Origin of the sequence: Flavobacterium hydrophilum (assembly GCF_003202405.1) — a bacterium.
Taxonomy (GTDB): Bacteria; Bacteroidota; Bacteroidia; order Flavobacteriales; family Flavobacteriaceae; genus Flavobacterium; species Flavobacterium hydrophilum.
The window spans coordinates 211660-237704 of record NZ_QJHL01000002.1 but is presented as its reverse complement, the minus strand read 5'-3'; the positions used below and the strand labels follow the sequence as shown (position 1 = coordinate 237704).

Sequence of the window (26045 nt, the reverse complement as noted above, 5' to 3'; positions counted from 1 at the left end):
ATTAAGTTAACTGATAATTGTTGTTTTAACAATAAACTCCTTTTAATATCTCTATTTTCCATTAAAAGTTGTCATTGTATTTTCTAATCCTGCCGTACCGAAAGATTTGATAATTTCTGATGCAACTTCGAGTCTTTCCGGTAATTTTGCTTTTTCTTCTTCGTCCCAGTCACCTAAAACATAGTCAACTTGTTGTCCTTTCTTGAACTGATCACTGATTCCGAATCTAAATCGGGTGTATTGCTGTGTGTTTAAAACGAGATTGATATTTTTAAGTCCGTTGTGACCTCCGTCGCTTCCTTTTGGCTTGATTCTGATGGTTCCAAAAGACAGGTTTAAATCGTCTGTAATTACCAGAACATTTTCTAATGGAATATTTTCTTTATCCATCCAGTATTTAACTGCTTTCCCGCTAAGGTTCATATAGGTGTTTGGCTTAAGCAGAAAAAAGGCTCTTCCTTTGAATTTATATTCAGCCAATGCCCCCAGTTTAACAGTTTCAAAAGAAAGACTTTCTTTTCTGGCTAAAAAATCCAGAACTTTAAATCCGATATTATGTCTTGTGTTTACGTATTCTGCGCCAATATTACCCAGCCCTACAATTAAATATTTTTTACTCACGCTTTTTATATTGTTTTTTGAGTTTTCATGAACCTCCGGTTTCATATAATCTGTGTTCTCTTCTTTTTGTGTTGATGAAAACAGTTTTGTTATCCATTTTATCATCTGGCAAAAATAGGGTTAATTAGATAATATGCCAATTGGTTTATTAGATAATTAGAAAATATGCCTATTGGATAATTGGATTGTTGGATTTTTATAAAAACAAAACTTCTGGCTAGCCCTGACAGGAGTGGTATCCTTTTTCTGGCTCCTTTAGCCAGGAAAAGATTTAGCGGATGGCAGGAACATCACGTCTTATGAAAACGGGAGTTTCTGCTTCTAAAAATAATTAGATAATTTGGAAATGTGGCAATTAGATAATTTTGTTTAAACTGCAAATTTTCTTTCGCAGGGCTTCGACTCCGCTCAACCTGACTAAAAGCCAAACAAAGACTTTTCTTAGAATCTTAGCAACTCAGAACCAAAAAAAAAGCACCAATCTTTCGATTGATGCTTTCTTGCATGATTTGAAAAAAATTACTTTTTCTTTCCTTTTGCAGGAGCTTTTGCAGCTTTTGCAGCCTCTTGAGCAGCTTTCATAGCAGCACGAGAGATTCTTACCTGAGCTACAACTGTATTGTCAGGGTGCATCACTTTGTATTCTGGAGCACCAACTTTAGTAACGTACAATTTGTTACCCATTTCAAGTGGCGTAATGTCAGCTTCAACAAAATCAGGAAGGTTTCCTGGTAAAGCTTTCACTTTTAATTTACGTTGGTTCAAACGTAAAACACCACCCGCAAGAACACCTTTAGATGTACCAACGATTTTCACAGGAACTTCCATAGTGATTTCTTTATCATCAAATAATTGAAAGAAGTCAATGTGTAAGATTTTGTCTGATACAGGATGAACCTGAATATCCTGCAAAATTGCATTGAATGATTTTCCTTTTCCAAGCTCAATCACAACTGTGTGTGCATTTGGAGTGTAAACCAAGTTTTTGAACGCAGCAGCGTCTGCTGAGAAGTGTACTGCCTGATTTCCTCCGTATAACACGCAAGGAACCGCTCCAGCATTACGTAAGGCTTTAGTTGACACTTTGCCCACGCTTTCTCTTTCTGATCCTTTAATTGTAATCGATTTCATTGTAAAAAAATATAGTTATTAAATAAATATTCTAATTCTTTATGTAGTTAGACTACATTATAAATTTTCCACTAATGGAATTGTTGTGATGCACCATGTGCATAACTTCAGCAAAAAGAGGCGCACAACTCACTACTCTGATTTTCTTTGATTCTCTCTTTAACGGAATAGAATCTGTAACTATTAATTCGCTTAATTTCGAATTTTCAATTTTTTCGTAAGCACCACCTGATAAAATAGCGTGCGTACAAATTGCTCTAACACTTAATGCTCCTTTTTCGATCATTAAGTCTGCTGCTTTCGCCAATGTTCCACCGGTATCGATCATGTCGTCCACCAATATTACGTTACGACCTTTTACTTCACCAATCAGCTCCATAGTATCGATAACGTTGGCTGCTTTTCTTTGCTTGTAACAGATTACTACATCTGATTCTAAAAACTTAGAGTAAGCATATGCTCTTTTTGACCCCCCCATATCCGGAGATGCAATGGTTAAATTCTCTAAACCTAAACTTTCTACGTATGGTAAAAAGATAGTTGATGCAAATAAATGATCTACAGGTTTTTCGAAAAACCCCTGGATTTGATCTGCATGTAAATCCATTGTCATTACTCTTGTTGCTCCGGCAGCATCTAATAAATTAGCTACTAATTTTGCTCCAATCGGCACTCTTGGTTTATCTTTTCTATCCTGTCTTGCCCATCCAAAATAAGGCATAACAGCTGTAATATGTCTTGCCGATGCACGTTTTGCAGCATCGATCATTAATAACAATTCCATCAAATTATCGGCTGTTGGAAAAGTTGAACACACGATAAAAACGCGCAATCCTCTTATTGATTCTTCGTAAGATGGCTGAAATTCTCCATCGCTGTACGTTGACATCGTTACTTTTCCTAACGGAATTCCGTATTGTTCTGCAATTTTTTCTGCAAGATAAACACTTTGTGAACAAGCAAAAATTTTAGCTTCTGGTTCTAGGTGCGACATTATAATTTGTTGTTTTATTCCTTGGTTTTCTACATGGTCCGGCTAAATTCTTTTTTTTAGCCAATCCGCGTATCTGCCTCGGATGTAGTTAGTTGTGTGTGCTTCGTTTTAACGAGGTGCAAATTTAGAAAATTTATTGGAGACTGAAAGGAAAATTTCGAGTATTTTTAGTAGAACTTTTAATTTTATTTTTTACATTTGCACCGTGTTAAAGGAATAAGCACATTATGACTTCATAATTACTTATTCTATTGCGTTAAAATAATCATTTTTGATTGTTTTTTCGTCTGCTAAGCCCGGATGGCGGAATTGGTAGACGCGCTGGTCTCAAACACCTGTGGGAAACCGTGCCGGTTCGACTCCGGCTCCGGGTACATTAACTGAAAAGCTGTCATTTTTGACGGCTTTTCGTTTTTTTTTAATACCTTCGGAAGTCCTGTTATTCTATTCAAAACCTCAATTATTTCATTCAATTTAGCGGTTCGACAATTTTTATTTTAAAAAGAACACACTCAGCACACCAAATTAAGCACTTAAACGACTTTAACAGTACTTAAACGCTAATGTAAAAGACAAACAAAACATAATGAATACCTTTATTATATAATTTCAATATAGCCTCAACTTATTTTAATTATCATGAAAACTTACGCAATACACCTTATAGTACTTGCAAGTGTTTTTTCGCTGAATTCTTTTGGTCAGGTAAGCCAGGTAATTACCAATCCAGATATTCGAAAAGCACCATTAAAGTTTGATGACAAATCCGATGAAGATCTTGTTATAGAAGCTTACTGTGTCGAAGAAGTAATTAATCTTGCTGCCGGAAAAAAAAGAATCACAACATACGAAGTTACAAAACTTGACATGGTCAATACCTACGACCTGGGACCAAACAACACCAGAACCGTAACCGCAATATACCGAAAAGCATATGTAAAAGCCACTAACCCTATAGCGCCTTCGAAAATCACAACCACCGAAACCAAGCAGGTTATTCAGCCCGTCACTATTAAGACTACAGTTCCCGAACACAGCAAAAAATCTGTAAGCATAGATGTTTTAAACATATATGCCAATGTTGTAGACAAAGGATACAAATCCGCAGACATGCTTAAAAAGGTCGCCGATAAATATTACTTTGAAAATGATTTCGAAGCTGCGGCTAAATGTTATCTACAGCTATTTAGTCTTGAAGAAAGCTTAGAACCTGTCTTTTATTTGCGATGCGCCAAATCCTTAAAGGCAATCAACCAGCCGGAAAAAGCTGAGGAAATGATTAAACTGTTTGAAAGTAAAAATACAGCTCTTGCAATGACCAAAAAATAGAATCGGTTCTAAAAAAAAAAAGACCATTATTTACATAATAGTCTTTTTTTTAAGCCCCCCTCTTGGGCCCGAACCAACCCCGAAAGCTTTCGGGGCTCTGATTAACAGTCTTTATATTTTTCGAGTAATTTATTTATGATTTCAGGATATCGCAATAGGTTTTCAATGTAGATTTTGCTTTTCATATTTTTAATGCGCTTTTCAATCGCCAAAGCTTGCGACTTTGATTTGCATTCTATTTTCAGAAAAACAATCCAGTCATCTACTTTATAAGTGAATTTTCGTTCTTGCTCTGAATTCAAGTGAAAATCTAATCTTGCATCAAAATCTGCTGTAAAGCCAGTATAAAATCGACTTAATTTAGAAGAATGAAGAATATAAACGTAATTCATATTTTTAATTTAAAAAAAAAAAAAAGACTATCATTTCTGATAGTCTTTTTTTTAAGCTCCCCCTCTTGGGCTCGAACCAAGGACCCTCTGATTAACAGTCAGATGCTCTAACCAACTGAGCTAAGGAGGAATCACCTTAAAGGTAAATATGTTTGCTAAAAAAAGTTTGCTCCCCCTCTTGGGCTCGAACCAAGGACCCTCTGATTAACAGTCAGATGCTCTAACCAACTGAGCTAAGGAGGAAGTTGTTGCTCTTTTTAGCGAGTGCAAATATAATTGATTTTTTAGTTTCTCAAAAATATTTTAACTCTTTTTAAAAAATATTTTTTTTACCTGACAATTGCCTTATAAATATCGTTTCCGTTTGCAAACAAAAGCAGTGCTATAAGTATTACGAAACCAACCATTTGGGCGTTCTCAAGGAATTTATCACTTGGCTTTTTACCACTAATTATTTCATACAATAAAAACATCACATGACCTCCGTCAAGGGCAGGAATTGGCAATAAATTCATTACCCCAAGCATAATTGACAATAAAGCGGTAATTGACCAGAACGTTTCCCAACTCCATGAAGTAGGAAAAATGTTAAAAATTGCTGCAAAACCACCCACTTGTTTGTACGCCTTGGTTTCCGGATTAAAGATCATTTTCAATTGTTTTCCGTAACCTACTAATTGGTCCTTTCCTTTTGTTAATCCAACCGGAATAGACTCCAGGAAACTATAATGCTTAGTACTTACTTTATAATATCCTAATTTCTCTAATGATTCGATTCCTAATCCACCTGCAAGTACACCTAATTTTCCAGCTGCAGAAACCTTAACCGTAACTGGAGTTTCTTTTAAGTCACGTATTACAACAGCCGGAATAGTCTTTCCTTTATTACTACTTAAAATCGCTTTTACCTGATCGTAATACCTAGCTTGCTGTCCATTTAAGGAAACAATTAAATCTTTTGATTTCAAAGCTTTATTTGGAGATTCAGCAGGAACATCTTTAATAGCAAAAGGTACACGCATATCTACAAGCACCGATTTTTCATGTTTAGATAATTGGTCCACAAAATCATTCGGCATTTTTATCGTTTGCTGTTGACCGTTTCTTTCAATCAGAACTTGTTTAGACATGATAATGTTCATATTTAACTCATTATCAAAATTTTCAACTTTCTTTCCGTCAATAGCCAAAATTTTATCCCCGGTTTTAAAACCTGTTTTAAGCATTACCGGATTTTCAATCAAAACCCCATCTTTCAAATCGGCATTTGCCACAAAGGTATCTCCATAAGCAAAAGCCATACCTATATATATAATAAAAGCCAGGATAAAGTTTACCGTAACACCGCCCAACATGATAATTAAACGCTGCCATGCCGGTTTAGAGCGAAATTCCCAAGGCTGTGGAGGTAGTGCCATTTGCTCTTTGTCCATACTTTCATCAATCATTCCGGAGATTTTTACATAACCTCCTAATGGCAGCCATCCTATTCCGTAAACTGTTTCGCCTATTTGCTTTTTAAACAAAGAAAATTTTACATCAAAAAACAGGTAAAATTTTTCGACCCTTGTTTTAAATAATTTAGCAGGAATAAAATGCCCTAATTCGTGAAGAATAATAAGTAAAGATAAACTCAATAGAAATTGAGAGAGTTTGATAACTATATCCATTTTGTATTTTTAGTTCGTAATTTAACGCACAAAAGTAACGTTTCTATTTTAATTTGAGAGCGCAATATAATACATAAGGTTTTAAATGTTTGTTAATTAATAAACATTTGAATTTCTACTTTTACGCAGATACTGTAACTTTACTTTTTAAACGCTATCTCAGTCAATTGGTAGTAAAAATACATTAAAAGTTACATTCTATGGCTTCATTATTATTTTCTTCACTTACTATAAAAAATATCACTTTAAAAAACAGGATCGTTGTTTCGCCAATGTGCCAGTATTCTTCAGTTGACGGATTTGCAAACGACTGGCATCTGGTTCATCTGGGAAGCCGTGCCAGCGGAGGCGCCGGATTGATTATTCAGGAAGCTACAGCTGTTTCACCTGAAGGAAGAATTTCTCCGGCTGATCTTGGAATCTGGAAAGAGGAACACATCGAAAAACTAAAAACAATCAACGAATTTATAATTTCGCAAAATGCCGTTCCCGGAATCCAATTGGCGCATGCAGGCCGAAAAGCAAGTGTTTCCGAACCCTGGTTAGGCAATAAAAAATTAGACGAATCAAATATTGGCTGGACTACCGTTGCTCCAAGCGCTGTTCCTTATCATGAAAATGAAGTCTATCTTCCTGTGGCTTTAGACAAAATCGGAATCCAAAAAGTGATTTCTGATTTTAAAAATGCTGCCAAAAGAGCGGTTGAAGCCGGTTACAAAGTTCTCGAAATCCATGCCGCGCACGGTTATTTATTACACCAGTTTCTATCTCCTTTAACAAATATCAGAACAGATGAATATGGTGAAAGTTTCGAAAACCGGATCCGTTTTACACTTGAAATCGTAGAAGCCGTTCAGAAAGAATGGCCTTCGGATTTGCCATTGTTTGTCAGAATTTCAGCTACAGACTGGGCGGAAGGAGGCTGGAATCCGGAAGAATCTGTACAGCTTTCCCAACTATTAAAAGAAAAAGGAGTAGATTTAATCGATGTTTCGTCAGGCGGATTGGTTTCACATCAAAAAATTGAAATTGGACCGGGCTATCAGGTTTCATTCTCAGAAAAAGTTAAAAAGGAAGCCACTATTTTAACCGGAGCTGTAGGTTTAATTACTGAAGCACAACAAGCCGAAGAAATTTTAAATAACAATCAGGCCGATTTAATTTTGTTTGCCAGAGAATCACTAAGAAATCCAAATCTGGCTTTGGATTTTGCAAGAGAATTAAACGACGATATTCAATGGCCTAAACAATACGAACGAGCAAAAACACGATAATTTTCTTAAACACATAGTTTTAAAAAATTAAACATATTACAAAATGCAAAAAATAAAAACAGCACTATTATCATACGGAATGTCGGGAAAAGTTTTTCATGCTCCCTTTTTAGATCTTCATCCCGGTTTTGAATTATTGGGTTCATGGGAAAGAACTAAAAAACTCATTCAGGAAGATTATCCAACAGTAAAAAGCTATCCGTCAATTGATGAATTATTAGCAGATGATGTCGATTTGATCATCGTAAATACACCTGTCGGAACGCATTACGAATATGCAAAAAAAGTACTGCTTGCCGGGAAGCACGCAGTTGTCGAAAAAGCGTTTACTACAACTGTTGCCGAAGCCGAAGAACTAGCTTCAATAGCAAAAGAAAAAGGTTTGAAACTGGCTGTTTTTCAAAACAGAAGATGGGATAGTGATTTTAAAACGATTCAGAAAGTAATTAACGACGGCCTTTTGGGAGATTTAGTCGAAGCGGAATTTCATTTTGACAGATACAATCCAATATTAAGTCCCAAAGTACATAAAGAAACTGCGAACGATGGCGCCGGAATCCTGAAAGATTTAGGGCCGCATTTAATTGATCAGGCTGTTTGTCTGTTTGGTTCTCCAAAGTCGGTTTTTGGCGATATTCGTTATACCAGAGAAAATTCATTGGTTGATGACTGGATCGATTTAGTATTGATTTATGAGGATTTCAGGGTTCGTTTGAAAGCCAGTTTCTTTGTCAGAGAAGCAAATCCTGCTTATACAATTCATGGTAAAAAAGGTTCCTTCCTAAAACAACGCGGCGATATTCAGGAAGATGAACTGAAAATTGGCAAAAAGCCTAACCTTGACTCCTGGGGAACAGAATTAGACGGTTTTGAAGGACTTTTGCACACAGAAATTGATGGAAAACCGGTTCGTGAAAAAATCAAAACGCTTCAGGGGAATTATTTTGAATATTTTAATGGCGTTTATGAAGCTATTGCAAATAACAAACCAGAACCCGTTACGGCTCAGGACGGCGTAAAAGTAATGCAGATTATTGAAGCGGCTATCGCAAGTAATCTGAACAAAAAGATTATTGATTTAGCATAACCAAACATCCTGTCATGAAAGATCAAAAAGAATTACTCCCGGAAGAAAGTACAGAACTGCTTAAAATTCTAAAAGCCCGTTTTGAGAAAAATAGTAACCGCCATAAAGATCTTGATTGGGAAAAAGTCCGGATAAAACTGGAATCTAATCCTGATAAACTATGGTCTCTCAATGAAATGGAGAAAACCGGAGGCGAACCGGATGTTGTACGTTTTGATGAAAAAACAAACGAATACATTTTTTACGACTGTTCTGCAGAAAGTCCAAAGGGAAGAAGAAGCACTTGCTATGACATTGAAGCACAAGAATCAAGAAAAGAATTCAAACCTAAAAACAATGTTATTGACATGGCAGTTGCTATTGGCATTGAACTTTTATCCGAGCAACAGTACAGGGAATTACAACAACTTGGAAAATTTGACCAAAAAACATCCAGCTGGATAAAAACGCCTCCTGAAATTAGAAAACTTGGCGGTGCACTTTTTTGCGATTATCGCTATGAAACCATTTTCGTGTATCACAACGGGGCAGAATCTTATTATGCCGCAAGAGGTTTTCGGGGAGCTTTAAGGGTTTAAATTCATAATTTATAAACAATAACGTTGTATATTTAATAAACAATTTGTTGTTTTTAATGTTTAAAATAGGAATTCAGTACCTTTGTATATACAAATTTTAAAAGTATTTCTGTGATAAATTTCAATCCTTTAGCGCTGTTTCAAACCAAAGGGAAGATTAAAAAAGTCTATCGTGAGGCAAAAGCTTCCTATTTAAACAGAATTCGTGTTGCTGTTGGAATGTTTTATTTTGGAATGGGTCTAAGTTTTGCTTCCTGGGCAAGCAGAATTCCGGATATCAAAACGGCATTACATTTAAGCGAAGGAGAATTAGGTTCTGTACTTTTTGCTTTGCCTGTGGGTCAATTAATCATCATACCTTTTTCGGGCAAAATGGTAACCAAATTTGGAAGTCACCGCATTTTGATTTTCTCTTTAATAATGTATGTTTTTAGCCTTACTAATTTAGGTCTGGCCGCAAGTGCCTTACAGCTTTCGTTAGGCTTATTTACTTTTGGCATATTTGGAAATTTAGCGAACATCGCAGTGAATACTCAAGGTGTTTATACTGAAGTTCTTTTTAAGAAAAACATCATGTCTTCTTTTCATGGTATGTGGAGTTTTGCAGGATTTACAGGTGCTTTGGTAGGATTAGGAATGCTGGCTTTGCATTTATCACCTTATCATCATTTTCTAATAGTAGCCTTAATTGTCTTTTTAATGATTGCTTTCAATTTTAAATTTTTAGTTAAAGCAAAAGAAAAAATTAAACCCCAAAAAGAAGGAAAAAAATTATTTACCAAACCGGACAGTTCCTTAATCTGGCTAGGAATAATAGGTTTTTGCAGTATGGCAAGCGAAGGTGTAATGTTTGACTGGAGCGGTATTTATTTTAAAGATATTGTAAAAGCTCCGGGTGCCCTGGTTATTCTTGGTTATACGTCGTTTATGATTATGATGGCAGGGGGAAGATTCATTGGAGATGCAATGAATAATAAATTTGGCCGTGTCCGTGTCATGCAAATTAGTGGCTGTATGATTTCAATCGGACTTTTTACTGCTGTTATTTTTCCATATCTCATCCCTTGTACATTTGCTTTTATGATTGTTGGATTGGGAGTTTCTACTATTGTTCCTACTGTTTATAGTGTTGCAGGAAAAAATCCAACTGTTTCAGCAGGTGAAGCATTAACCATAGTTTCCAGCGTTAGTTTCCTTGGATTTCTTATGGGACCACCAATCATTGGATACATTGCCCAAACTTTCGGGCTTCAGTTTTCTTTTGCCTTTATCGGAATATTTGGGGTTTTGATCGCTTTTATGGTTTCCAAAATAAAGATAGCAGAATAGCTGACTTTCAAACACTCCCCAGTTTATTTAGTGTAATTTTTAAAAGTACCTTGTGCAGGAAAATGTTTTTTAACAAGAAAAAAGAAATAAAAAGATTTTTATAGTATCTTTGTAATATAATTCACACTATCTAAAAGCATCATTTGTTTGAATATATTCTAATACCACTAATTATCTTTCTTTTCAAACATTTACATTTCCAAACTCAATTTGATTTTTTTGACTGAAATTTCTGAAATTCAAAAGTTTCAGTCAAAAAACTATTTACACCCTTTTCTTGTAAAAAGAAGAGGGTTTTTTAAATAAATTCGGTTTACATGCACAGAAAATTCGTTCTTATACTCCTTTTAACTTTCAAAATTGCTTCTGCCCAAAAAGAAACTACTTTTTCAGGACTGGTTATCGATTCTAAAACTCAAATTCCCTTAGAGAATGTAGTCGCCAGTATTCAAAATTCAGCTTTAATGCAACTCACAAAAAAAGATGGGACTTTCGAATTACATTCGAACATTAATGGTGAGCAATTGATTTTAATACACAGTCAGGGTTATAAAGATTTACTCTTAAAAGTTTATTCTAAAGTTGGACAAAAAATAAATCTCGGAATCTTATTATTAGAAGAAGACCAGATAGAAAATTTCCAGACGACTATTATCTCACTTTTAGAAAGTGATCTTAACGAAGACAACAGTTCATCAGAAAGTACTTCGAGTCTTTTGCAATCTTCAAAAGATGCATTTTTGCAGGCTGTGGCATTCAATTGGGGTCAGGCCAGATTCAGTGTCCGGGGATTAGACAGCGAAAATGCCACAATGATGCTCAATGGCATGAAAATGAATAAAACTTTTGACGGCAGACCACAATGGAATAACTGGGGAGGACTAAATGACGTACTCCGAAATCAGGAGTTTTCAATTGGCGCTGCCCCTTCCAACTATACTTTTGGAGGGATTTTAGGCACTCAACAAATTTTCACAAAGGCATCTGCTTATCGAAAAGGAACCCGTATTTCTTTCTCGGGAACCAATACCAATTACAACTGGAGAACAATGGTTACGTATGCTTCCGGAATGAAATCTACCGGTTGGGCTTATGCTTTTTCAGTTGGTAAACGCTGGGCAGACGAAGGTTATTTTGAAGGAACAAACTATGATGCAAACTCCTTTTTTGTTAGTGTTGAAAAAAAATTAAGTTCAAAACATTCCTTAAACTTTACCGGTTTTTACACCCCAAATTCCCGAGGGAAAAATTCTCCAAATACCAATGAAGTTACTGAACTGAAATCCGAGAAATACAACTCTTACTGGGGATTTCAAAATGGGGAAAAGCGAAACGCAAGAATAAAAAATGTAGAAGAACCCTTGTTGATGCTCAACCATTATTTTAAAATTAATCACCACACCAATTTGACCTCAGCAATTATGTATCAATTCGGAAAAACAGGCAACAGCAACATTGATTATCAAAATGCAGATAGCCCTGATCCGACTTATTACAGGAAACTGCCGAGTTACTTTAGTTCACTTTATGCAGCTGACGATGGAGAATTTTCAGGCACGTTTACTCCGGATTACGAAAATGCTGAAAAAAACAAAACGCTATTTTTAGAAAATTCCCAAATCAATTGGGAGGCGATGTATAAAGCCAATCAAAAAGCGATTGTTAATACGGATGGAATTATTACAGGATATGAACCTGCAAAAAGCAATTATGTCTTATATGAAGACAGAACTGATGATAAAACTTTAGCCTTTAATTCAAACCTGAATACGCAACTTACCGAAAATATATTTTTTAGCGGAGGAATACTTTTTAAAAACTTAAAATCGCATAATTTTCAAAACCTTCTGGATTTATTGGGAGGCACATACTTTGAGGATATCGATTCATTTTATAAGGGTGACCAATCTCAATCAGATTTGAAAAATCCGGATCGTCAGGTAAAAGTGGGCGATACTTATGGTTATAATTTTAATTATTATGCCACAACAACAGATGCTTTCACCCAGTTTAGATTCTCCTACAGAAAGGTTGACTTTTATCTGGGTAATTCATTTTCTACTTCAAAATATCAAAGAGAAGGTTTGTATAAAAACGGAATTTATCCCACAAATTCATTCGGCAAAAGCCAAAAAGTAAATTTTGAAAATTTTGGTTTCAAAGGCGGATTGACTTATAAAATTTCAGGGAAGCAATGGCTCTTTTTTAGCGGAATGCATCTTACCAAAGCGCCTTCTCTTCGAAACACTTTTTCAAATTCCAGACTCAACAATTCGATTGTAAGCGGAATCGAAAATGAAAACATAAGTGCTGCTGATCTCAATTATGTTTACCATTCTCCCAAACTTAAAATGCGAATTACCGGCTATTATGCCCTGATCAAAAACACCACCAAAACATCCTTTTTTTATGCCGAAGGAATTTTTGATGATGGAGCTGGTTATGACAATACCGATGCCTTTGTAAGTCAAACTTTGACCAACTTAGATAAGAAAAATATCGGTATCGAATTCAGTCTGGAATATCCCGTTACTTCTACACTTAAAAGCTTTTTTTCTGCAGCTTATGGAAATTACACTTATAGCAGTAATCCAAATGTTTTGATTACCAATGATGCCAATGCAGCCGTTGCTGATACCGAAAATACATTTGATTTTGGGAAATCATTGCTTAAAAACTACAAGCAACCCGGAATGCCGCAACAGGCTTTTTCAATTGGAATGGAATATCGTGATCCTAAATTCTGGTGGATTTCCGGCAACATCAATTATATAACAGACAGTTATGTAGATGTTTTCCCTATTTCGAGAACTTCCAGGTTTTATACTAATCCTGCCAGTGGGTTTAATTTTCCTGAAGCTACAGAAGAGCGTGCAAAAGAGCTCCTTAAACAAGAAAAACTAAATCCTGTTTCTCTGTTAAATATAACCGGCGGAAAATCCTGGCGTATTTATAATAAAACAATCGGACTATTTGCCAGCATCAATAATGTTCTTGATTTCAAATATAAAACCGGTGGTTTTGAACAGGCAAGAAACTCCAATTTCAGGGAAATGAATCAGGATGTTTCCAGCGGAACACCATCTTTTGCCCCCAAATATTTCTATGGATACGGAAGAACGTATTTTGTAAACATGACTTTCAACCTATAAAACTTTTTTGAAATGAAAAATAAATATAAAAACCTGATCTCGATATTGTTTCTATTACTTTTTTGTAATTGTAATGAAGATGTGGCTATTCCAAAATTAGAATGCACACAACCTGATTTAAAAGTAAACAGAACTGTTGAAGATGTTTTAAAAACAGCCACCATTACCGCAACTAAATATGTTTACGATGATGTAATTGAAGCTTACGTAGTGTCAAGCGATGAAAGCGGGAACTTTTTTAAAACCTTGTATCTTCAGACTTTGGCAACAGAAAACAAACCCGCCATTGGATTTAGCATTTCTGTAGATGCAACAAATACTTATATAGATTACCGTATCGGAAATAAAGTTTATATCAAATTAAAAGATCAGTTTACCGATTTATTTTATGGCGGAATGCGAATTGGAAGCCTGTATGAAGGTAATTCAGGAGCAGCTTCGGTAGGCCGGATTTCTCAAAACGATTACAAAAGTGTATTAAACGCTTCTTGTACGCTTCTTGATGAAGATAAATTAGTGAATTCAATTTCTATAGAAGAATCTTTGGATGACAATAAACTCAATACTTTAATTGAATTATCAAACGTTCAATTTACAGAAGCTACAAATGGCCGCCATTATTTTGAAGAAGCAAATAACGTAGGAGGCTCCACAAATTGGCATTTAAGGGATAAATCCGGAAATCAGATCATTTTCAGGACCAGCAGTTTTGCCGATTTTTCAACACATTTAGTTCCCGAAGGAAGTGGAAAAGTACGTGGAATCTTAACCAAATACGGTTCTGATTATCAGTTAATGGTTCGTTCTGAAAAAGATGTTGTAATGGATGGAAAAAGCAGTGTTCCTTTTTTTACAGAAGATTTTCAAACTGTTTCAAACAATGTCAATTTTGCATTGCCGGGCTGGAGCAATATTGTAGAAAAGGCTTCAAAATTATGGAGAACTATGGTTTCTGCCGGAAACGGTTATGCAGAATTTAATACCACAAGTACAACGGCTGCTGAAAATATTGCCTGGCTGATTTCTCCTAAAATTAATTTAACCGGTTATAAAAATACCGTCTTTTCTTTTAGAAGTGCGCAACATGATTTAAAAGTCGATTCACCTTTAAATAAATTAGAAGTTTATATTTCAACTAATTTTGACGGATCAAATGTAACCAAAGCTACATGGATAAAATTAGATGCTAAAGTTCCTTCGCTTTCTACCCCAACACGTGAATTTATCAGTTCGGGAGGAATCGATTTATCTGCTTATTCAGGAAATATCAATATTGCATTTAAATATATAGGGTCAGGAAAAGACAAAACGCTTAACGGTGCCTTCATGGTAGATGATGTGAAAATGTTTGGGGAAAAATAAGTTTCAAAAACAGCATAATACAATGATTTACAGCTACAAAATGTATTAAAAATCTAAATATTGTGTTTTTCAGTTCTTTGATTGTCAAAATTTCATAGAATTTTGTATTTTGGTCATCCCAAATCAATTAAATTCTTATGAAAAAAATCTACTTGTTTGCCATTCTTGCAATGGTTTCTACCGGTTTGTTACACAGTCAGGACGCTCCAGTTCGATTAAAACAAATTAATATTATAAAAACAAATTACCAAAACTCTAAAGACGGTGAAATTGTAAACAAAACTGTTGTTTTTAAGGACGGAAAAATTGAAACTATCACGACTTCAGATGTTATTCAGAAATTCTTTTATAACAAAAACGGATTACTGGATATGACCGTTAAAGATAAAATTGGAAGTGACTGGAAAGAAGTTGTCAATTATACGTATGATGCAGATAACAACATTACAAAATTTGTAAATAAGTATCATGAAGGTAATGATTATATCACCAAAACTGTGACTTTTAATTATGACGGAGCGAGAATAAAAGCTATAACAAAGAAAAGTACAAACCATCAGAATGTATTGGAAGACATCGAATATATTGTAGAAAACGGTATTCTTGTAAGACGTACTTCACGTGACAGAAACAAAGCTATTATTGCTAAAATCGAATATGTTTATGTAAATGATAATGTATCCAAACACAAAGGTCTGGTTGGAGATAAAATATCTAAAACCTATACTTTTGATGATAAAAAATCAGTAGATCAGTTAATCGTTCAAAACTTATTTGGTGATAATTATAAAATAATTGTACCGATGATTTCCTACCACGAAAGTGAATTTAGCTTTGAAGCCATATCTTATAATAACGAAGTAAATTTCAGCCCTACCTCGACAGCTTTGGTTGCTGTAAGCAGAAAATATAAATACAATAAACTGAATTTTCCGATTTCCTGTTCTCAAATTGAAGAAAACGGAATTGTAAAAACGGAAAAAACGTTTATTTACGAATAAAAACTGTTTATTCAGTCTCCTTAAACCATTTAGAAATTGCTTTCTAAATGGTTTTGTTTTTTATTCAGGACTCCACAATTTATTAAATAGAACTTAAAAACATAATTCTATAATGCTGGTAGTTCACAAATCATTAAATTTGCAACTTATTCAAAGCTATGTTAGAAAAAGAAGTTATAAATTTTGAGAAAACGGCCATTGTTGGTATTGTGACTCAAAATCAAAGTGAGGAAAAACTTAACGAATATCTGGATGAATTAGAGTTTTTAACATTTACCGCAGGAGGTGAAGTTATTAAACGTTTTTCTCAAAAAATGGAACGTCCGAACCCGAAGACTTTTGTGGGTACCGGAAAAATAGATGAAATCAATCTTTTTGTAAAAGAAAACAGTATATCGACTTTAATTTTTGATGATGAATTAACGCCGTCACAGCAAAAAAACATTTCTAAAATTATCGATTGTAAAATCCTGGACAGAACCAATCTGATTCTGGATATTTTTGCCCAAAGAGCCGAAACATCTTATGCAAGAACACAGGTTGAACTAGCACAATGTCAATATTTATTGCCAAGGCTTTCCGGTTTATGGACACACCTTGAGCGTCAAAAAGGGGGTATTGGTATGCGTGGTCCGGGTGAAACCGAGATTGAAACTGACAGACGTATCGTTCGTGACCGTATTTCGTTATTGAAAGATAAAATCAAAACGATCGATAAACAAATGGGTGTTCAGCGCAGCAATCGGGGTGCGATGGTACGTGTTGCCCTTGTAGGTTATACCAATGTTGGAAAATCGACTTTGATGAATGCTGTTGGTAAAAGTGATGTTTTTGTTGAGAATAAATTATTCGCAACCCTGGATACTACTGTTCGAAAAGTAGTAATTAAAAACCTGCCTTTTTTACTTTCAGACACAGTAGGATTTATTAGAAAACTGCCAACGCAATTGGTAGATTCTTTTAAAAGTACACTGGATGAAGTTCGCGAAGCTGATTTATTATTGCATATTGTAGATATTTCGCATCCGGAATTTGAAGATCATATTGCCTCTGTAAATCAGACTTTGCAGGATATCAAAGCACACGAAAAACCGGTTATTATGGTTTTCAATAAAATTGATGCCTACAAACATCTGACGATAGACGAAGATGATTTAATGACTGAAAAAACACCAAGACATTATACACTTGATGAGTGGAAAGCAACCTGGATGCATCGTTTAGGCGAAGACAATGCACTGTTTATTTCGGCTACCCATAAAGAGAATTTTGAAGAATTCAGAGAAAGGGTTTATGAAGCGGTAAGACAGATTCATATTACGAGATTCCCATATAATAAATTTTTGTATCCCGATTATAAGGATGCCATTGAGAAAGAAGAAGAATAAAAATTTCTTAAAACACAATCCCTTTTGAAAAATCAAAAGGGATTTTTTTGTTTACAAATCTAGAATTAAAATGTCTTGTATTCAACACCGTTTTTATCGGCATAAGGCAACAATAATTTCATGACGTTTTCATATTTTTTATCGAGCAATATCCCTTTAGTATCATCGAGTTTTCTGCTGGCATTATCTATTTCCTCTTCGCTTTTTCCTTCATCAATCATTTTTGCAATTATAAGAAAATCCGTTTTTTGAATTTCATCGGCATATTGAAACAAATCTAATGCAGTTGTGACAATAGGTTTGGCTTCTTCCTCAACCTTTAGTTTTTTGATTTTTTTGATATCTTCTTTAAATGTATTACCATACCAATACTTTACTGACTCCACACAGGTACCCGGACGCATCGATTTATTATCAGCTGTTGGAACCTGCAAACTGCCATTTGCTTTATGCTGGCGCAGTTCTTTGAAGACCTGCTCGAAACTTTTAGGAATTTTATTCGCATTAAGGCCAATTACCTGAAACACCTGATCCGGGCTATCATTTAGCAGGTTGCACGACAAAACAATAGTCGATAAAAAAAGAATAAAAATGATTTTAAGTTTCATGTTATTATTGGTTTTGAGTTTCAGTCTTTTTTATCACCGAAGCCTGTAATTTATCAATTTTCGTCAAAACAAAATTTTCATAAGCTTCCTGTTTTGTTTCGCTTTTTTTGCCTGAACTAAAACTTTCACTGATAATATAACTTTTTATAAACTGTCTCTTTTGCGCACCTAATGCATAATACCAGCTTCCCATCTCAGAGTGTACAAAAATGACAATTTCGTCCAGTTTCATAATTTTTCTTTTTGCCTGCAATGGACTACTCTTGAAAACTGCATTTTCTTTTGCATCAAAAGTATAGCGTATTTTGCTTCCTATTTGTATATCATATAAACTATGCAATACAAAATAACCCATCAAGATATAAATTGCCCATCGCATTGCTTCATCAAGGCGATAATCAAAAAACGATAAAATCAAAATGCCTGCAATAATACCAGCTAAAAACCACCACGACATGGCAAGCGATGGCTTTTTAGGGCATAAAGAAAACGTATTCACAGTTTCTTCAATATTATATTTTTCCTGAATGTTCATCTTTATTTATAATTTCCTGAATTTCGTTAAGTAAATTTTGCATCGATCTGGCTGTTAATCCCTGAGCGACACCACTACACAGCTCTTTGCCGTTTTTCATATAATAAAGATTCAGCGAAACATTGATCGTAACGAAATACTGAGTGGTTCGTACGACTTCAAAATTGACAAAATCACCCAACGGGATCCTGACCGGCGGAATAATCAAGGCATTTTTGATAAGGATTTCTTTTTGGTACATATCGATCACAACATGGTTTATAAAAATAGAAATCAGACATACAACGGTAAGAATTCCAAAAATCCAGATCATAGTTGTATTCTTGGTCAATACGCCGGCAAAGGCAAATGCTGCCATTCCTAAAACTACAAACAAGCCAAAGCCATATTGTCTCTTCATGACATATTGGTTTCCGTTTTTTGTGAATTTTTGTAATGTTTCCATAGTTATTCGATTTTTACTCCATCAATAATCAGTGTAGCGGCTACTATTGACATATAGGAGCTGGTATAATCTGCAGTCAATTGATCGCTCAAGGAATCTATGTTTGCTTTTGTAAATTCTAATTTTCTGGAAGGCATTTTACCGTAAGAATCTACCATTGTGATGTATCCATCAAGTCCATTCTTATTGGTCATAAAAGCTTTCAATAACGCTACATTCTGCTTCTCAAAATCTATAGAAAAATAATAATTCTTTGTCTGCTCTTTTTTTTCAGTTCCATCAGTCGTTGTAACATTGTTTGTTGAAGTTGTAAAAGAGAATGTCGCAGACCGAACTGGTGCCACAATCGTTTTGTTACCATCTTTTATCGTGATTTCTATTTTAACACGTTTGTCTTCCTGTTGTCCGTAACTCAGTGTCGTCAAAAAACAAAAGACAATTAGCATTAATGTAAACTTTTTCTTATTCATAATTTAAGTTTGTTTTAAAAAATATTTAAAGCAAGATTACCATTTACTAAATTTCAGAACAATTCAGAATTTGTATATGGTAGCGTTAGATTTTTATTTGGTGAGAGTGGCAGGTTATCAGTAAAATAAAGGTTTATGATCTATTTAGAACGCTATTTGCAAATCGGTTTTTCTACCTGAAAATGTTTGGTCAATAATCAGACAATTTGTACTTTCCCTCAATAATATCGATTTTATGCACTTCATTCCTATACTTTTTCCATTAAAAAAGAACAATTTAAAAAGGATTTCTTTTCTATTGCTTTTTATGTTTTTGGGAATTTCAGTCCATGCACAAAAAGCTTCTGCTACAGAGAATTTGGCCGCTTATGGATATTCCAAACGTTTTTCTGATACTGCTTCCTGCAAAAAAATGCAGCAGCTTGCATTAGATCAGGCAAAAAAGAAAAATAGTACAGAGGATAAGATTATTTGCTATTCATATTTAGCTTTAACCCAAAGAAGATTACTGCATTTAAAAGAATTTTCACATTACGCCGACAGCGCTTATTATTTGTCCGGCAAAACCAATAAAATAAGACCAAAAGCGTATGCATTCCTTGCCATGGGAACACTGAAATCATATATTGACGAAAAGCCTGAGGCTATAAAATACCTTCTGGCTTCCTATAAGCTTTTTGCAAAAGCAGCAGCACACGATCAGTGTTCTAAAATTGCTTCAGACATCTCGTATCTTTTTTCTCCGGCTTCACCTACCAAAGTTGAAAAATATGCCCGTGAAGCTTTATTCCATGCCGCTAAAGCCGGTGATCCTGAAAGTATTCTGCATGCCCGCCTTGCTTTTGGAAGTTACTTAACCGATAAGCTGGAAACTGCAAACACTACAGAATGGTATGAAGCAGTAACTTTTTTTAAGCAAACGGTTGGTCATGCTGAAAAACATGCCAGCTCAATAGTAAGCAAAAGCAATATTGGAATTGCGTATATCAATCTAGCCGATCTTTATTCGAAAGGACCGAAACCCATTGATGAAAAATCGTTTTTGAAAAACCTGGAGAAAGCAACCGCTATTGCGAAACAATACAATATCAGAATCATTTACCGAAGTGCCATTGGGCTTCAGGGATTCTATTTTACAGAAAAAGGCGATTATGCCAAAGCTGAACTATTATTTACTGAAGGAATAAAATACCAAAAAAGCCTTCCCTATACGGATAATTACCTTTTAGCTACTTTTTACGACTGCCTGAAAGATGTTGCGGCAAAACGAAAAGATTTTGAAGCCTATTATAATTATGATGCCGAATACGTTAAATACAATCAGTTGAAATATGATGAATCGACTCAAAAAGTATTGCAAAATGCTGATGTACGATATGAATCTTCTAAAAAGCTCGAACGTATTAAACAATTGGAGCTTGAAAACGAACTGGTTCAAAAAAACAAATTATTAGGTTACGGAATTGCAGGTGTTTTACTGATTGGACTGGTATTTATGTTCCGTTCCTATTATTATCGCCAGCGCTATTATCAAAACCGTGAAGATTTCCTGAAACAGGAACAGGCCAATACTGAACTTAAAGTACAGTTGATGGAAAAAGAAACGATAGAAAACCTGGCCGCGACACTTTCACTGGAAAGAAGACTGCTGAGATCGCAAATGGATCCACATTTTATTTTTAATGCTTTAGGGAATATCCAGAGCATGATTCTGCAAAAAGATACGCTTCCTGCTGTTTCTTATCTGAATAAATTTGCCAAACTCACCCGTCAGGTTTTGGAACAATCCCGAAAAGAAACCATTTCGCTTGGCGAAGAAATCAATACTTTAAAAAATTATATCGAACTCCAGCAGCTGCGGCTTAATAATGATTTTGAATATGTGATTGAATGCGATGAAACCGTTGAAACCGATGTTCTTATTCCACCATTATTGATTCAGCCTTTTATTGAAAATGCTGTCGAACATGGACTGAAACCACAAATTAAAGAAATTAAAGGTTTAATAGAAATTTACTTCACACAACATATTGACGAACGAAACCTCATTTGCACAATTAAAGATAATGGAATCGGTTTGGCAGCTTCCGCAAAATTAAATCGGAACGACAATCACGAATCTTTGTCTACTAAAATTACAGACGAAAGGTTAAGTAAAATGCAGAAAGAAAATCCGTATGCAGGATTTGAAGTTCTGGAACGCAATCCGGATGATGGACAGGGTTGTGTCGTTATTTTAAACATTCCAACACTATAATACAATGTACAAAACTATTATTATTGAAGATGAACAGCGCCTCAGGGAAGCCTTGTCGATAATGCTCGAAATGACTGCTCCTGATGAAATTCAGGTGGTGGCTTACGCCGAAAGTGTTGAAGAGGCCGTAAAATTGATTGACCGCCTGAAACCGGATTTAGTATTTATGGACATCATGCTGAAAGACGGAACCGGATTTGATGTATTAAAGCAAATCGCTTTTAATTCCTTTCATCTGATTTTTACAACTGCTTATGAACAACATGCCGTTAACGCTTTTAAGTACAGCGCTATCGATTATCTTTTAAAACCCATAGATCCGGAGGAACTGAAAATGGCTATAGACCGTATTTCACTTTTACAGGAAAGGGTTTTAGAAAAACAACAGTTAAATGAATTGCAGATTAACCTTTCTAAAACTCCTGACCGAATTATTCTGCCCACACAGGAAGCAATGTATGTTGTGAAACTGGAACAAATTATAAGATGTGAAACTTCCGGTTCCTACACCACTTTTTTTCTCTCAGATGGCAGGAAAATAATGGTTTCAAAACCGCTCAAAAATTATGAGGATTTGCTGGAACCTCCGGCATTTTTCCGTATTCATCAGTCGCATTTGATAAATGTGAATTGTATTGTGAGTTATTCCCGTGAAGGAATGGTGCAGATGAATGATAAATCTTTTGTACCCATTTCAAGAGCAAAAAAGGAAGCTTTTTTTAAACTGATGAAAGATGAGATTTAATACTCAATACATAATATCTATTTAAAGAACCTAAATACCAATCAGAAACAACAGAAGACAAAGTCACGGTTTTGACTTAAAACAGTTCTAGCTATTTTTGATCCAGTAAATAACTATAACGATGAACAAAAAAACCCTGTCTATCTTAAGCTACATCACTATCATTGGTTGGATTATAGCTTTTGTAAAAAGCAAAGATTTAACCCCAAAAAGCGATTTGGTAACCTACCATCTGAAACAAGGATTCGGAATCTTTTTAGTTTCTCTTGCCTTAAACATTATTCTTTCTGTGGTTATTACAACCGTTACCTCGCTCTATTTCCTAAGTTATATTGGTTATGCCATTTTTATCTTATGGATTTTCGGTATCATTAACGCTGCCAACGAACAGAAGAAACCTATTCCGGTAATTGGAAAAATTTTTGAAGATAAATTTGGTTTTATAGACTAATATCAGATTATCTTTTTTAGCTGACGTTTTTATTTCAACAATCTTGGTTTTAAGGCTAAGAGCGGTTGGGAATCTTTCTGTTTAGAGCAAAAAAATCATTTTCAAAATTTTTCAAAACCGATTTAAATATTTAAAAGCCTATTGTTTTTAATTAGCCCCGACAGCAGCGGTATCCTTTGCTTGCCTTCTTTATGGCAAGTAAAGATATAGCGGATGGCGGGAAATCATGCTCTTATAAATGCCAATTGTGCTGCTCCGGACTTTGATTAGAATCCAAAGTTAACTCCTAAACCAAAAACTTGTCTGGTTTGAAATCCCTGGAAAGCATTATCGTCATAAATTGCCTGGAATGAAAAGTTTGCCGACAAGTATTTGTTTACTTTCATGATGATATTCAGCGAGTAATCCATATCGACATTTTGAGGATCTTCTAAATAATTGGAGTAAAGATTCAACGTATTTTCGGCAGTTACATTGGTCATGATCGCCAGTTTGTAATACACCGAAGCGTAAAAACCTAATTCATAACGCATGCTTTTGCCCTGATCGACACCAAAATAATCACCATCTACATAACCAATTCCTGAAGTATAGGTATTATCAACAAAAGTAAATTTGGAGGTTAAAGGTTCAAAGTTGATTTTTAGATTAGCATCTTTTGTCCAGTAAATACCCGGACCGGTTGTAAAATAACCCGGAGACATAAATTTGGTACTTTCGGTTCTGATTTCTTTTCCGTTTTCATCTTGGCCGTAAATATAGCCGGTAGTAAATTGGGTTCTAAAATTTACAAAATAAGAATAGTACCAATCGCCAAAAGCTCTTTTTCCTACGATTGAATTGAATTCAAGTCGGTCATCTGTCTTTTTTGCGAAATCTGCCGTTTTGGTTTGTAGAAGCCCATACGAAGCCAGGATTTTGTTATCCCACGTTATATCGTCTTTTTTATAATTGAAATCATAGTTGATCCCTAATGTTCCTGAGAAACTGTCTTCACCTCCTGCAATCCAGTTATTGAAACTCGATTGGTTTAACAAAAGCGATACGGTTCCTTTTGTTTTCCAGCCTTCGCCTTCAATAGTGTCGTTTATTTTTTTTACCGCTTTTTCTGTATTCTGAATTAATTCCTTTTCGGTATTTTGTGCCTGAACAAATGTAAAGTTCGCTAAAACGAAGAGTAATAAAGCTATCTTTCTCATAGTTGTTTAGTTTAAGTATATTAACAAATATAATACTAAAAACGCTAAAGCCTGAGAGTTTATTGAGTTATAAAGAAAGTTATTTCTTAGATTCTTTGTATAAAGGTACCGCAGAACAGGCTTCACCGTACATAATGCTTCTTGCAAAAGGCTGCAAATAGGTCGTTGCCAAAATATAAGCGCGCATAGGTACCGGTTTTTTCGAACAGCCTTTTACAATTACCGGTTTACTTTTGTAAACAGAATAATCAATTTTACTTAAAATTTCTTCGTATAAACTGGCATCCAGATCTTCGATGGTTCCGTTGACTACTTTTTTTGCAAAAGGCGCTAAATGCACACTTACCAAAATCAATGCCCAGGCAGGAATTATAGCATCTGTACCACAATGTACAGCAACATATTGATCCTGATATTGCGACCAGTCGTGATTTTTAAGATGTTCCCTAAAGTCTTTTTCTTTCAATAAAAAACCTTCCAAAAGCCACTGCGAAATGTCAATCTGCACACGCATACCTTTTGGATAATAATCCTCTAAATCAAAAACTTCTAAAGCACTATTGGCAACTTTATTGATAATTTCTTCCATATAAAAAATAGTTTCAAGTTTTAGGTTTCAAGTTTGCTTCGCCTGTTCGAACAAAGTTCTCGAGTCAAGTTTACGCAACCTGAAACTTGAAACTTTTAAACCTGAAACAAATATTAAAGCATTCCTAATTCTAATTTTGCTTCTTCACTCATTAAATCTTTACTCCATGGCGGATCAAAAGTAATTTCTACCTCAACATCTTTTATGTGTTCGATTGTTTTTACTTTTTCCTCTACCTCTCTTGGTAAGCTTTCTGCAACCGGGCAGTTTGGAGATGTTAAAGTCATAAGGATTTTCACTTCGTAATCCGTATTCACCATTACATCATAAATCAATCCTAATTCGTAAATATCTACAGGAATCTCAGGATCGTAAATGCCTTTTAAAATTCTTACGATTGATTCTCCTAATTCGTTTGTGTCTATTTCTTGTTCCATTTTATTTGTTTTTTCTTTTTCACCATATAAGTGATATAAGTTCATTTAATTAGTGAAACCTATTTGTGTCGGATAATAAAAGTGCATTTAAGAAGCGAACTTAAATTTCCTTATATAACTTATATGGTTTAAAAATATTTAGTTTTTATTTTTTGCCTCAAAAGCCAATGCGTACATTTTGATGTTTTTTATCATTGAAACTAAACCGTTTGCACGTGTTGCAGATAGATGTTCCTTTAAACCAATTTCATCTATAAATTCCGTATCTGCCTTTATAATATCTTCTGCTTTTTGATTGGAGAAAGCACGAATCAGAATTGCAATAATTCCTTTGGTTAAAATCGCATCACTGTCTGCTGTGAAAACAATTTTATCATCATTTTGTTCTCCCTGAAGCCACACTTTCGACTGGCAGCCTTTGATTAAATTTTCCTCTGTTTTATATTCTTCTTTGATTAACGGAAGACTTTTTCCTAATTCAATGATATATTCATAACGCTGCATCCAGTCATCAAACATCGAAAATTCATCTATAATTTCGTTCTGTATTTCTTTAATTGTCATAATTATTCTTTAACAAAATCAGTCAGCAAATTGACTAGTTTTTCAATTTCCTTTGGAGGAAAACCATTGTCAAAACCCTGTGTTTCGTAGGTTTTCTGATTTTGGGTTATTTTTAAATTTCCAATTGCGGCACCATCATAAAAACGTTTTTCGGTTGGTGCTTTCAAGGTTGAAATTTTTTCTACATCTATCTTTTCAAATTCGGCTATAATTTTGTCCCAATTTGCTTTTTCAATTTTATTTTCTACCGTTTGTGCATCTCTTCCATTGGTAACTGAAACCGTTTGGTTTTGAACCACTATCTTTTTATAATAACCTCTGGACATGGCCGAATATTCAATCACCGTTGACGTCATATCTGCCTTTTTTTGACTTGAACAGCCAGCTCCGATAAAAATCGTCAAGAGTATTAAAGATAGTATTTTCATAAAAAGTTT

The 26045-nt window shown here is 34.8% G+C and carries 26 protein-coding genes and 3 tRNA genes; 13 read left to right on the top strand and 16 right to left on the bottom strand.

Features of this window, described 5'->3' with window-relative positions; translation table 11 throughout:
• Nucleotides 1–51 precede the first annotated feature (51 nt).
• From pth to DMB68_RS10210, 3 genes are all read right to left on the bottom strand, one after another.
• Nucleotides 52–726 carry an aminoacyl-tRNA hydrolase gene (gene pth, locus DMB68_RS10220; RefSeq protein ID WP_110346589.1) on the bottom strand — a complete coding sequence of 225 codons (675 nt, stop codon included), beginning with the start codon at nt 724–726 and terminating at the stop codon, nt 52–54.
• A 414-nt stretch (nt 727–1140) separates the two neighbouring features.
• A complete protein-coding gene (locus DMB68_RS10215; RefSeq protein WP_110346588.1) occupies nt 1141–1752 on the bottom strand; it encodes a 50S ribosomal protein L25/general stress protein Ctc in 612 nt (203 codons plus the stop codon).
• Between the two features lie 52 nt (nt 1753–1804).
• Nucleotides 1805–2746 (bottom strand): ribose-phosphate pyrophosphokinase, encoded by a 942-nt coding sequence (locus tag DMB68_RS10210; protein ID WP_110346587.1) that lies wholly within the window; start codon nt 2744–2746, stop codon nt 1805–1807.
• A gap of 294 nt (nt 2747–3040) precedes the next feature.
• Between DMB68_RS10210 and DMB68_RS10205 the strand changes: the two genes are divergently transcribed.
• A tRNA-Leu gene (locus tag DMB68_RS10205) sits at nt 3041–3120 on the top strand.
• A gap of 265 nt (nt 3121–3385) precedes the next feature.
• The gene (locus tag DMB68_RS10200) at nt 3386–4075 is read left to right on the top strand and encodes a hypothetical protein (RefSeq protein WP_110346586.1); all 690 of its coding nucleotides are present in this window, start codon (nt 3386–3388) and stop codon (nt 4073–4075) included.
• A gap of 101 nt (nt 4076–4176) precedes the next feature.
• Here the strand turns inward: DMB68_RS10200 and DMB68_RS10195 are convergent, their stop codons facing one another.
• The 4 genes from DMB68_RS10195 to rseP all read right to left on the bottom strand — a co-directional run bounded on the left by DMB68_RS10195 (nt 4177) and on the right by rseP (nt 6137).
• Nucleotides 4177–4467, bottom strand: a complete 291-nt coding sequence (locus tag DMB68_RS10195; RefSeq protein WP_110346585.1) for a GIY-YIG nuclease family protein — start codon at nt 4465–4467, stop codon at nt 4177–4179.
• A 56-nt stretch (nt 4468–4523) separates the two neighbouring features.
• Nucleotides 4524–4597: transfer RNA gene (locus DMB68_RS10190), tRNA-Asn, on the bottom strand.
• A 39-nt stretch (nt 4598–4636) separates the two neighbouring features.
• Nucleotides 4637–4710, bottom strand: a tRNA-Asn gene (locus DMB68_RS10185).
• Between the two features lie 86 nt (nt 4711–4796).
• The gene (gene rseP, locus DMB68_RS10180; protein ID WP_110346584.1) at nt 4797–6137 is read right to left on the bottom strand and encodes an RIP metalloprotease RseP; all 1341 of its coding nucleotides are present in this window, start codon (nt 6135–6137) and stop codon (nt 4797–4799) included.
• 200 nt (nt 6138–6337) lie between these two features.
• Here rseP and DMB68_RS10175 point away from each other — a divergent pair, with 200 nt between their 5' ends.
• The 8 genes from DMB68_RS10175 to hflX all read left to right on the top strand — a co-directional run bounded on the left by DMB68_RS10175 (nt 6338) and on the right by hflX (nt 17308).
• The gene (locus tag DMB68_RS10175; RefSeq protein WP_110346583.1) at nt 6338–7411 is read left to right on the top strand and encodes an NADH:flavin oxidoreductase/NADH oxidase; all 1074 of its coding nucleotides are present in this window, start codon (nt 6338–6340) and stop codon (nt 7409–7411) included.
• A 43-nt stretch (nt 7412–7454) separates the two neighbouring features.
• Entirely contained in the window at nt 7455–8498 is a 1044-nt protein-coding gene (locus DMB68_RS10170; RefSeq protein WP_110346582.1) for a Gfo/Idh/MocA family protein, read from the top strand.
• Nucleotides 8499–8512: 14 nt separating this feature from the next.
• Nucleotides 8513–9076 (top strand): DUF4256 domain-containing protein, encoded by a 564-nt coding sequence (locus tag DMB68_RS10165; protein ID WP_110346581.1) that lies wholly within the window; start codon nt 8513–8515, stop codon nt 9074–9076.
• Between the two features lie 111 nt (nt 9077–9187).
• The gene (locus DMB68_RS10160) at nt 9188–10405 is read left to right on the top strand and encodes an MFS transporter (RefSeq protein ID WP_110346580.1); all 1218 of its coding nucleotides are present in this window, start codon (nt 9188–9190) and stop codon (nt 10403–10405) included.
• 317 nt (nt 10406–10722) lie between these two features.
• On the top strand, nt 10723–13557 hold the full coding sequence (locus DMB68_RS10155) for a peptidase associated domain and porin domain-containing protein (RefSeq protein ID WP_110346579.1): 2835 nt from the start codon (nt 10723–10725) through the stop codon (nt 13555–13557).
• Nucleotides 13558–13569: 12 nt separating this feature from the next.
• Nucleotides 13570–14919, top strand: coding sequence for a DUF5689 domain-containing protein (locus DMB68_RS10150; RefSeq protein WP_110346578.1), 1350 nt, complete (start codon nt 13570–13572; stop codon nt 14917–14919).
• 137 nt (nt 14920–15056) lie between these two features.
• Complete coding sequence (locus tag DMB68_RS10145) at nt 15057–15920, top strand: hypothetical protein (RefSeq protein WP_196783697.1); 864 nt, start codon at nt 15057–15059, stop codon at nt 15918–15920.
• A gap of 158 nt (nt 15921–16078) precedes the next feature.
• Entirely contained in the window at nt 16079–17308 is a 1230-nt protein-coding gene (gene hflX / locus DMB68_RS10140; RefSeq protein WP_110346577.1) for a GTPase HflX, read from the top strand.
• A gap of 65 nt (nt 17309–17373) precedes the next feature.
• Here hflX and DMB68_RS10135 read toward each other — a convergent pair whose 3' ends face one another.
• The 4 genes from DMB68_RS10135 to DMB68_RS10120 are packed head-to-tail and all read right to left on the bottom strand — an operon-like array spanning nt 17374 to nt 19366.
• Nucleotides 17374–17916 (bottom strand): hypothetical protein, encoded by a 543-nt coding sequence (locus DMB68_RS10135; protein ID WP_110346576.1) that lies wholly within the window; start codon nt 17914–17916, stop codon nt 17374–17376.
• Nucleotides 17917–17920: 4 nt separating this feature from the next.
• Nucleotides 17921–18451, bottom strand: a complete 531-nt coding sequence (locus DMB68_RS10130) for a hypothetical protein (RefSeq protein ID WP_110346575.1) — start codon at nt 18449–18451, stop codon at nt 17921–17923.
• Nucleotides 18429–18896 (bottom strand): hypothetical protein, encoded by a 468-nt coding sequence (locus tag DMB68_RS10125; RefSeq protein ID WP_110346574.1) that lies wholly within the window; start codon nt 18894–18896, stop codon nt 18429–18431. The genes DMB68_RS10130 and DMB68_RS10125 overlap by 23 nt, the downstream gene beginning before the upstream one ends.
• 2 nt (nt 18897–18898) lie before the next feature.
• Nucleotides 18899–19366, bottom strand: a complete 468-nt coding sequence (locus tag DMB68_RS10120) for a hypothetical protein (RefSeq protein WP_110346573.1) — start codon at nt 19364–19366, stop codon at nt 18899–18901.
• Nucleotides 19367–19601: 235 nt separating this feature from the next.
• On the opposite strand from DMB68_RS10120, the gene DMB68_RS10115 reads away from it, so the two are divergent.
• The 3 genes from DMB68_RS10115 (at nt 19602) to DMB68_RS10105 (ending at nt 22819) form a co-directional block, all read left to right on the top strand.
• On the top strand, nt 19602–21623 hold the full coding sequence (locus tag DMB68_RS10115; protein WP_110346572.1) for a sensor histidine kinase: 2022 nt from the start codon (nt 19602–19604) through the stop codon (nt 21621–21623).
• 4 nt (nt 21624–21627) lie between these two features.
• Nucleotides 21628–22368: a LytR/AlgR family response regulator transcription factor gene (locus DMB68_RS10110; RefSeq protein WP_110346571.1), complete on the top strand. Its 741-nt coding sequence runs from the start codon at nt 21628–21630 to the stop codon at nt 22366–22368.
• A 121-nt stretch (nt 22369–22489) separates the two neighbouring features.
• Nucleotides 22490–22819, top strand: a complete 330-nt coding sequence (locus DMB68_RS10105; RefSeq protein ID WP_110346570.1) for a DUF4870 domain-containing protein — start codon at nt 22490–22492, stop codon at nt 22817–22819.
• Nucleotides 22820–23085: 266 nt separating this feature from the next.
• On the opposite strand, the gene DMB68_RS10100 is transcribed toward DMB68_RS10105, so the two are convergent.
• From DMB68_RS10100 to DMB68_RS10080, 5 genes are all read right to left on the bottom strand, one after another.
• Nucleotides 23086–24018, bottom strand: a complete 933-nt coding sequence (locus tag DMB68_RS10100; protein ID WP_110346569.1) for a DUF3078 domain-containing protein — start codon at nt 24016–24018, stop codon at nt 23086–23088.
• 79 nt (nt 24019–24097) lie between these two features.
• Nucleotides 24098–24607, bottom strand: a complete 510-nt coding sequence (locus tag DMB68_RS10095) for a DUF2480 family protein (RefSeq protein WP_110346568.1) — start codon at nt 24605–24607, stop codon at nt 24098–24100.
• 113 nt (nt 24608–24720) lie between these two features.
• Nucleotides 24721–25044 (bottom strand): SUF system Fe-S cluster assembly protein, encoded by a 324-nt coding sequence (locus tag DMB68_RS10090; protein WP_025570977.1) that lies wholly within the window; start codon nt 25042–25044, stop codon nt 24721–24723.
• Between the two features lie 138 nt (nt 25045–25182).
• Nucleotides 25183–25608, bottom strand: a complete 426-nt coding sequence (locus DMB68_RS10085) for a SufE family protein (RefSeq protein ID WP_110346567.1) — start codon at nt 25606–25608, stop codon at nt 25183–25185.
• Between the two features lie 2 nt (nt 25609–25610).
• Complete coding sequence (locus DMB68_RS10080) at nt 25611–26036, bottom strand: putative periplasmic lipoprotein (protein WP_110346566.1); 426 nt, start codon at nt 26034–26036, stop codon at nt 25611–25613.
• Nucleotides 26037–26045 lie beyond the last annotated feature (9 nt).

Bases quoted from the DNA above. Each gene is read 5' to 3' on its own strand.
- hflX (WP_110346577.1), top strand. From the start codon at position 16,079: ATGTTAGAAAAAGAAGTTATAAATTTTGAGAAAACGGCCATTGTTGGT.
- DMB68_RS10120 (WP_110346573.1), bottom strand. From the start codon at position 19,366: ATGAATAAGAAAAAGTTTACATTAATGCTAATTGTCTTTTGTTTTTTG.
- DMB68_RS10155 (WP_110346579.1), top strand. From the start codon at position 10,723: ATGCACAGAAAATTCGTTCTTATACTCCTTTTAACTTTCAAAATTGCT.
- DMB68_RS10145 (WP_196783697.1), top strand. From the start codon at position 15,057: ATGAAAAAAATCTACTTGTTTGCCATTCTTGCAATGGTTTCTACCGGT.
- DMB68_RS10195 (WP_110346585.1), bottom strand. From the start codon at position 4,467: ATGAATTACGTTTATATTCTTCATTCTTCTAAATTAAGTCGATTTTAT.
- DMB68_RS10100 (WP_110346569.1), bottom strand. From the start codon at position 24,018: ATGAGAAAGATAGCTTTATTACTCTTCGTTTTAGCGAACTTTACATTT.
- DMB68_RS10085 (WP_110346567.1), bottom strand. From the start codon at position 25,608: ATGACAATTAAAGAAATACAGAACGAAATTATAGATGAATTTTCGATG.
- DMB68_RS10110 (WP_110346571.1), top strand. From the start codon at position 21,628: ATGTACAAAACTATTATTATTGAAGATGAACAGCGCCTCAGGGAAGCC.
- DMB68_RS10090 (WP_025570977.1), bottom strand. From the start codon at position 25,044: ATGGAACAAGAAATAGACACAAACGAATTAGGAGAATCAATCGTAAGA.
- DMB68_RS10210 (WP_110346587.1), bottom strand. From the start codon at position 2,746: ATGTCGCACCTAGAACCAGAAGCTAAAATTTTTGCTTGTTCACAAAGT.
- DMB68_RS10130 (WP_110346575.1), bottom strand. From the start codon at position 18,451: ATGAACATTCAGGAAAAATATAATATTGAAGAAACTGTGAATACGTTT.
- DMB68_RS10095 (WP_110346568.1), bottom strand. From the start codon at position 24,607: ATGGAAGAAATTATCAATAAAGTTGCCAATAGTGCTTTAGAAGTTTTT.
- rseP (WP_110346584.1), bottom strand. From the start codon at position 6,137: ATGGATATAGTTATCAAACTCTCTCAATTTCTATTGAGTTTATCTTTA.
- pth (WP_110346589.1), bottom strand. From the start codon at position 726: ATGATAAAATGGATAACAAAACTGTTTTCATCAACACAAAAAGAAGAG.
- DMB68_RS10105 (WP_110346570.1), top strand. From the start codon at position 22,490: ATGAACAAAAAAACCCTGTCTATCTTAAGCTACATCACTATCATTGGT.
- DMB68_RS10115 (WP_110346572.1), top strand. From the start codon at position 19,602: ATGCACTTCATTCCTATACTTTTTCCATTAAAAAAGAACAATTTAAAA.
- DMB68_RS10200 (WP_110346586.1), top strand. From the start codon at position 3,386: ATGAAAACTTACGCAATACACCTTATAGTACTTGCAAGTGTTTTTTCG.
- DMB68_RS10150 (WP_110346578.1), top strand. From the start codon at position 13,570: ATGAAAAATAAATATAAAAACCTGATCTCGATATTGTTTCTATTACTT.
- DMB68_RS10125 (WP_110346574.1), bottom strand. From the start codon at position 18,896: ATGGAAACATTACAAAAATTCACAAAAAACGGAAACCAATATGTCATG.
- DMB68_RS10215 (WP_110346588.1), bottom strand. From the start codon at position 1,752: ATGAAATCGATTACAATTAAAGGATCAGAAAGAGAAAGCGTGGGCAAA.
- DMB68_RS10175 (WP_110346583.1), top strand. From the start codon at position 6,338: ATGGCTTCATTATTATTTTCTTCACTTACTATAAAAAATATCACTTTA.
- DMB68_RS10135 (WP_110346576.1), bottom strand. From the start codon at position 17,916: ATGAAACTTAAAATCATTTTTATTCTTTTTTTATCGACTATTGTTTTG.
- DMB68_RS10080 (WP_110346566.1), bottom strand. From the start codon at position 26,036: ATGAAAATACTATCTTTAATACTCTTGACGATTTTTATCGGAGCTGGC.
- DMB68_RS10170 (WP_110346582.1), top strand. From the start codon at position 7,455: ATGCAAAAAATAAAAACAGCACTATTATCATACGGAATGTCGGGAAAA.
- DMB68_RS10165 (WP_110346581.1), top strand. From the start codon at position 8,513: ATGAAAGATCAAAAAGAATTACTCCCGGAAGAAAGTACAGAACTGCTT.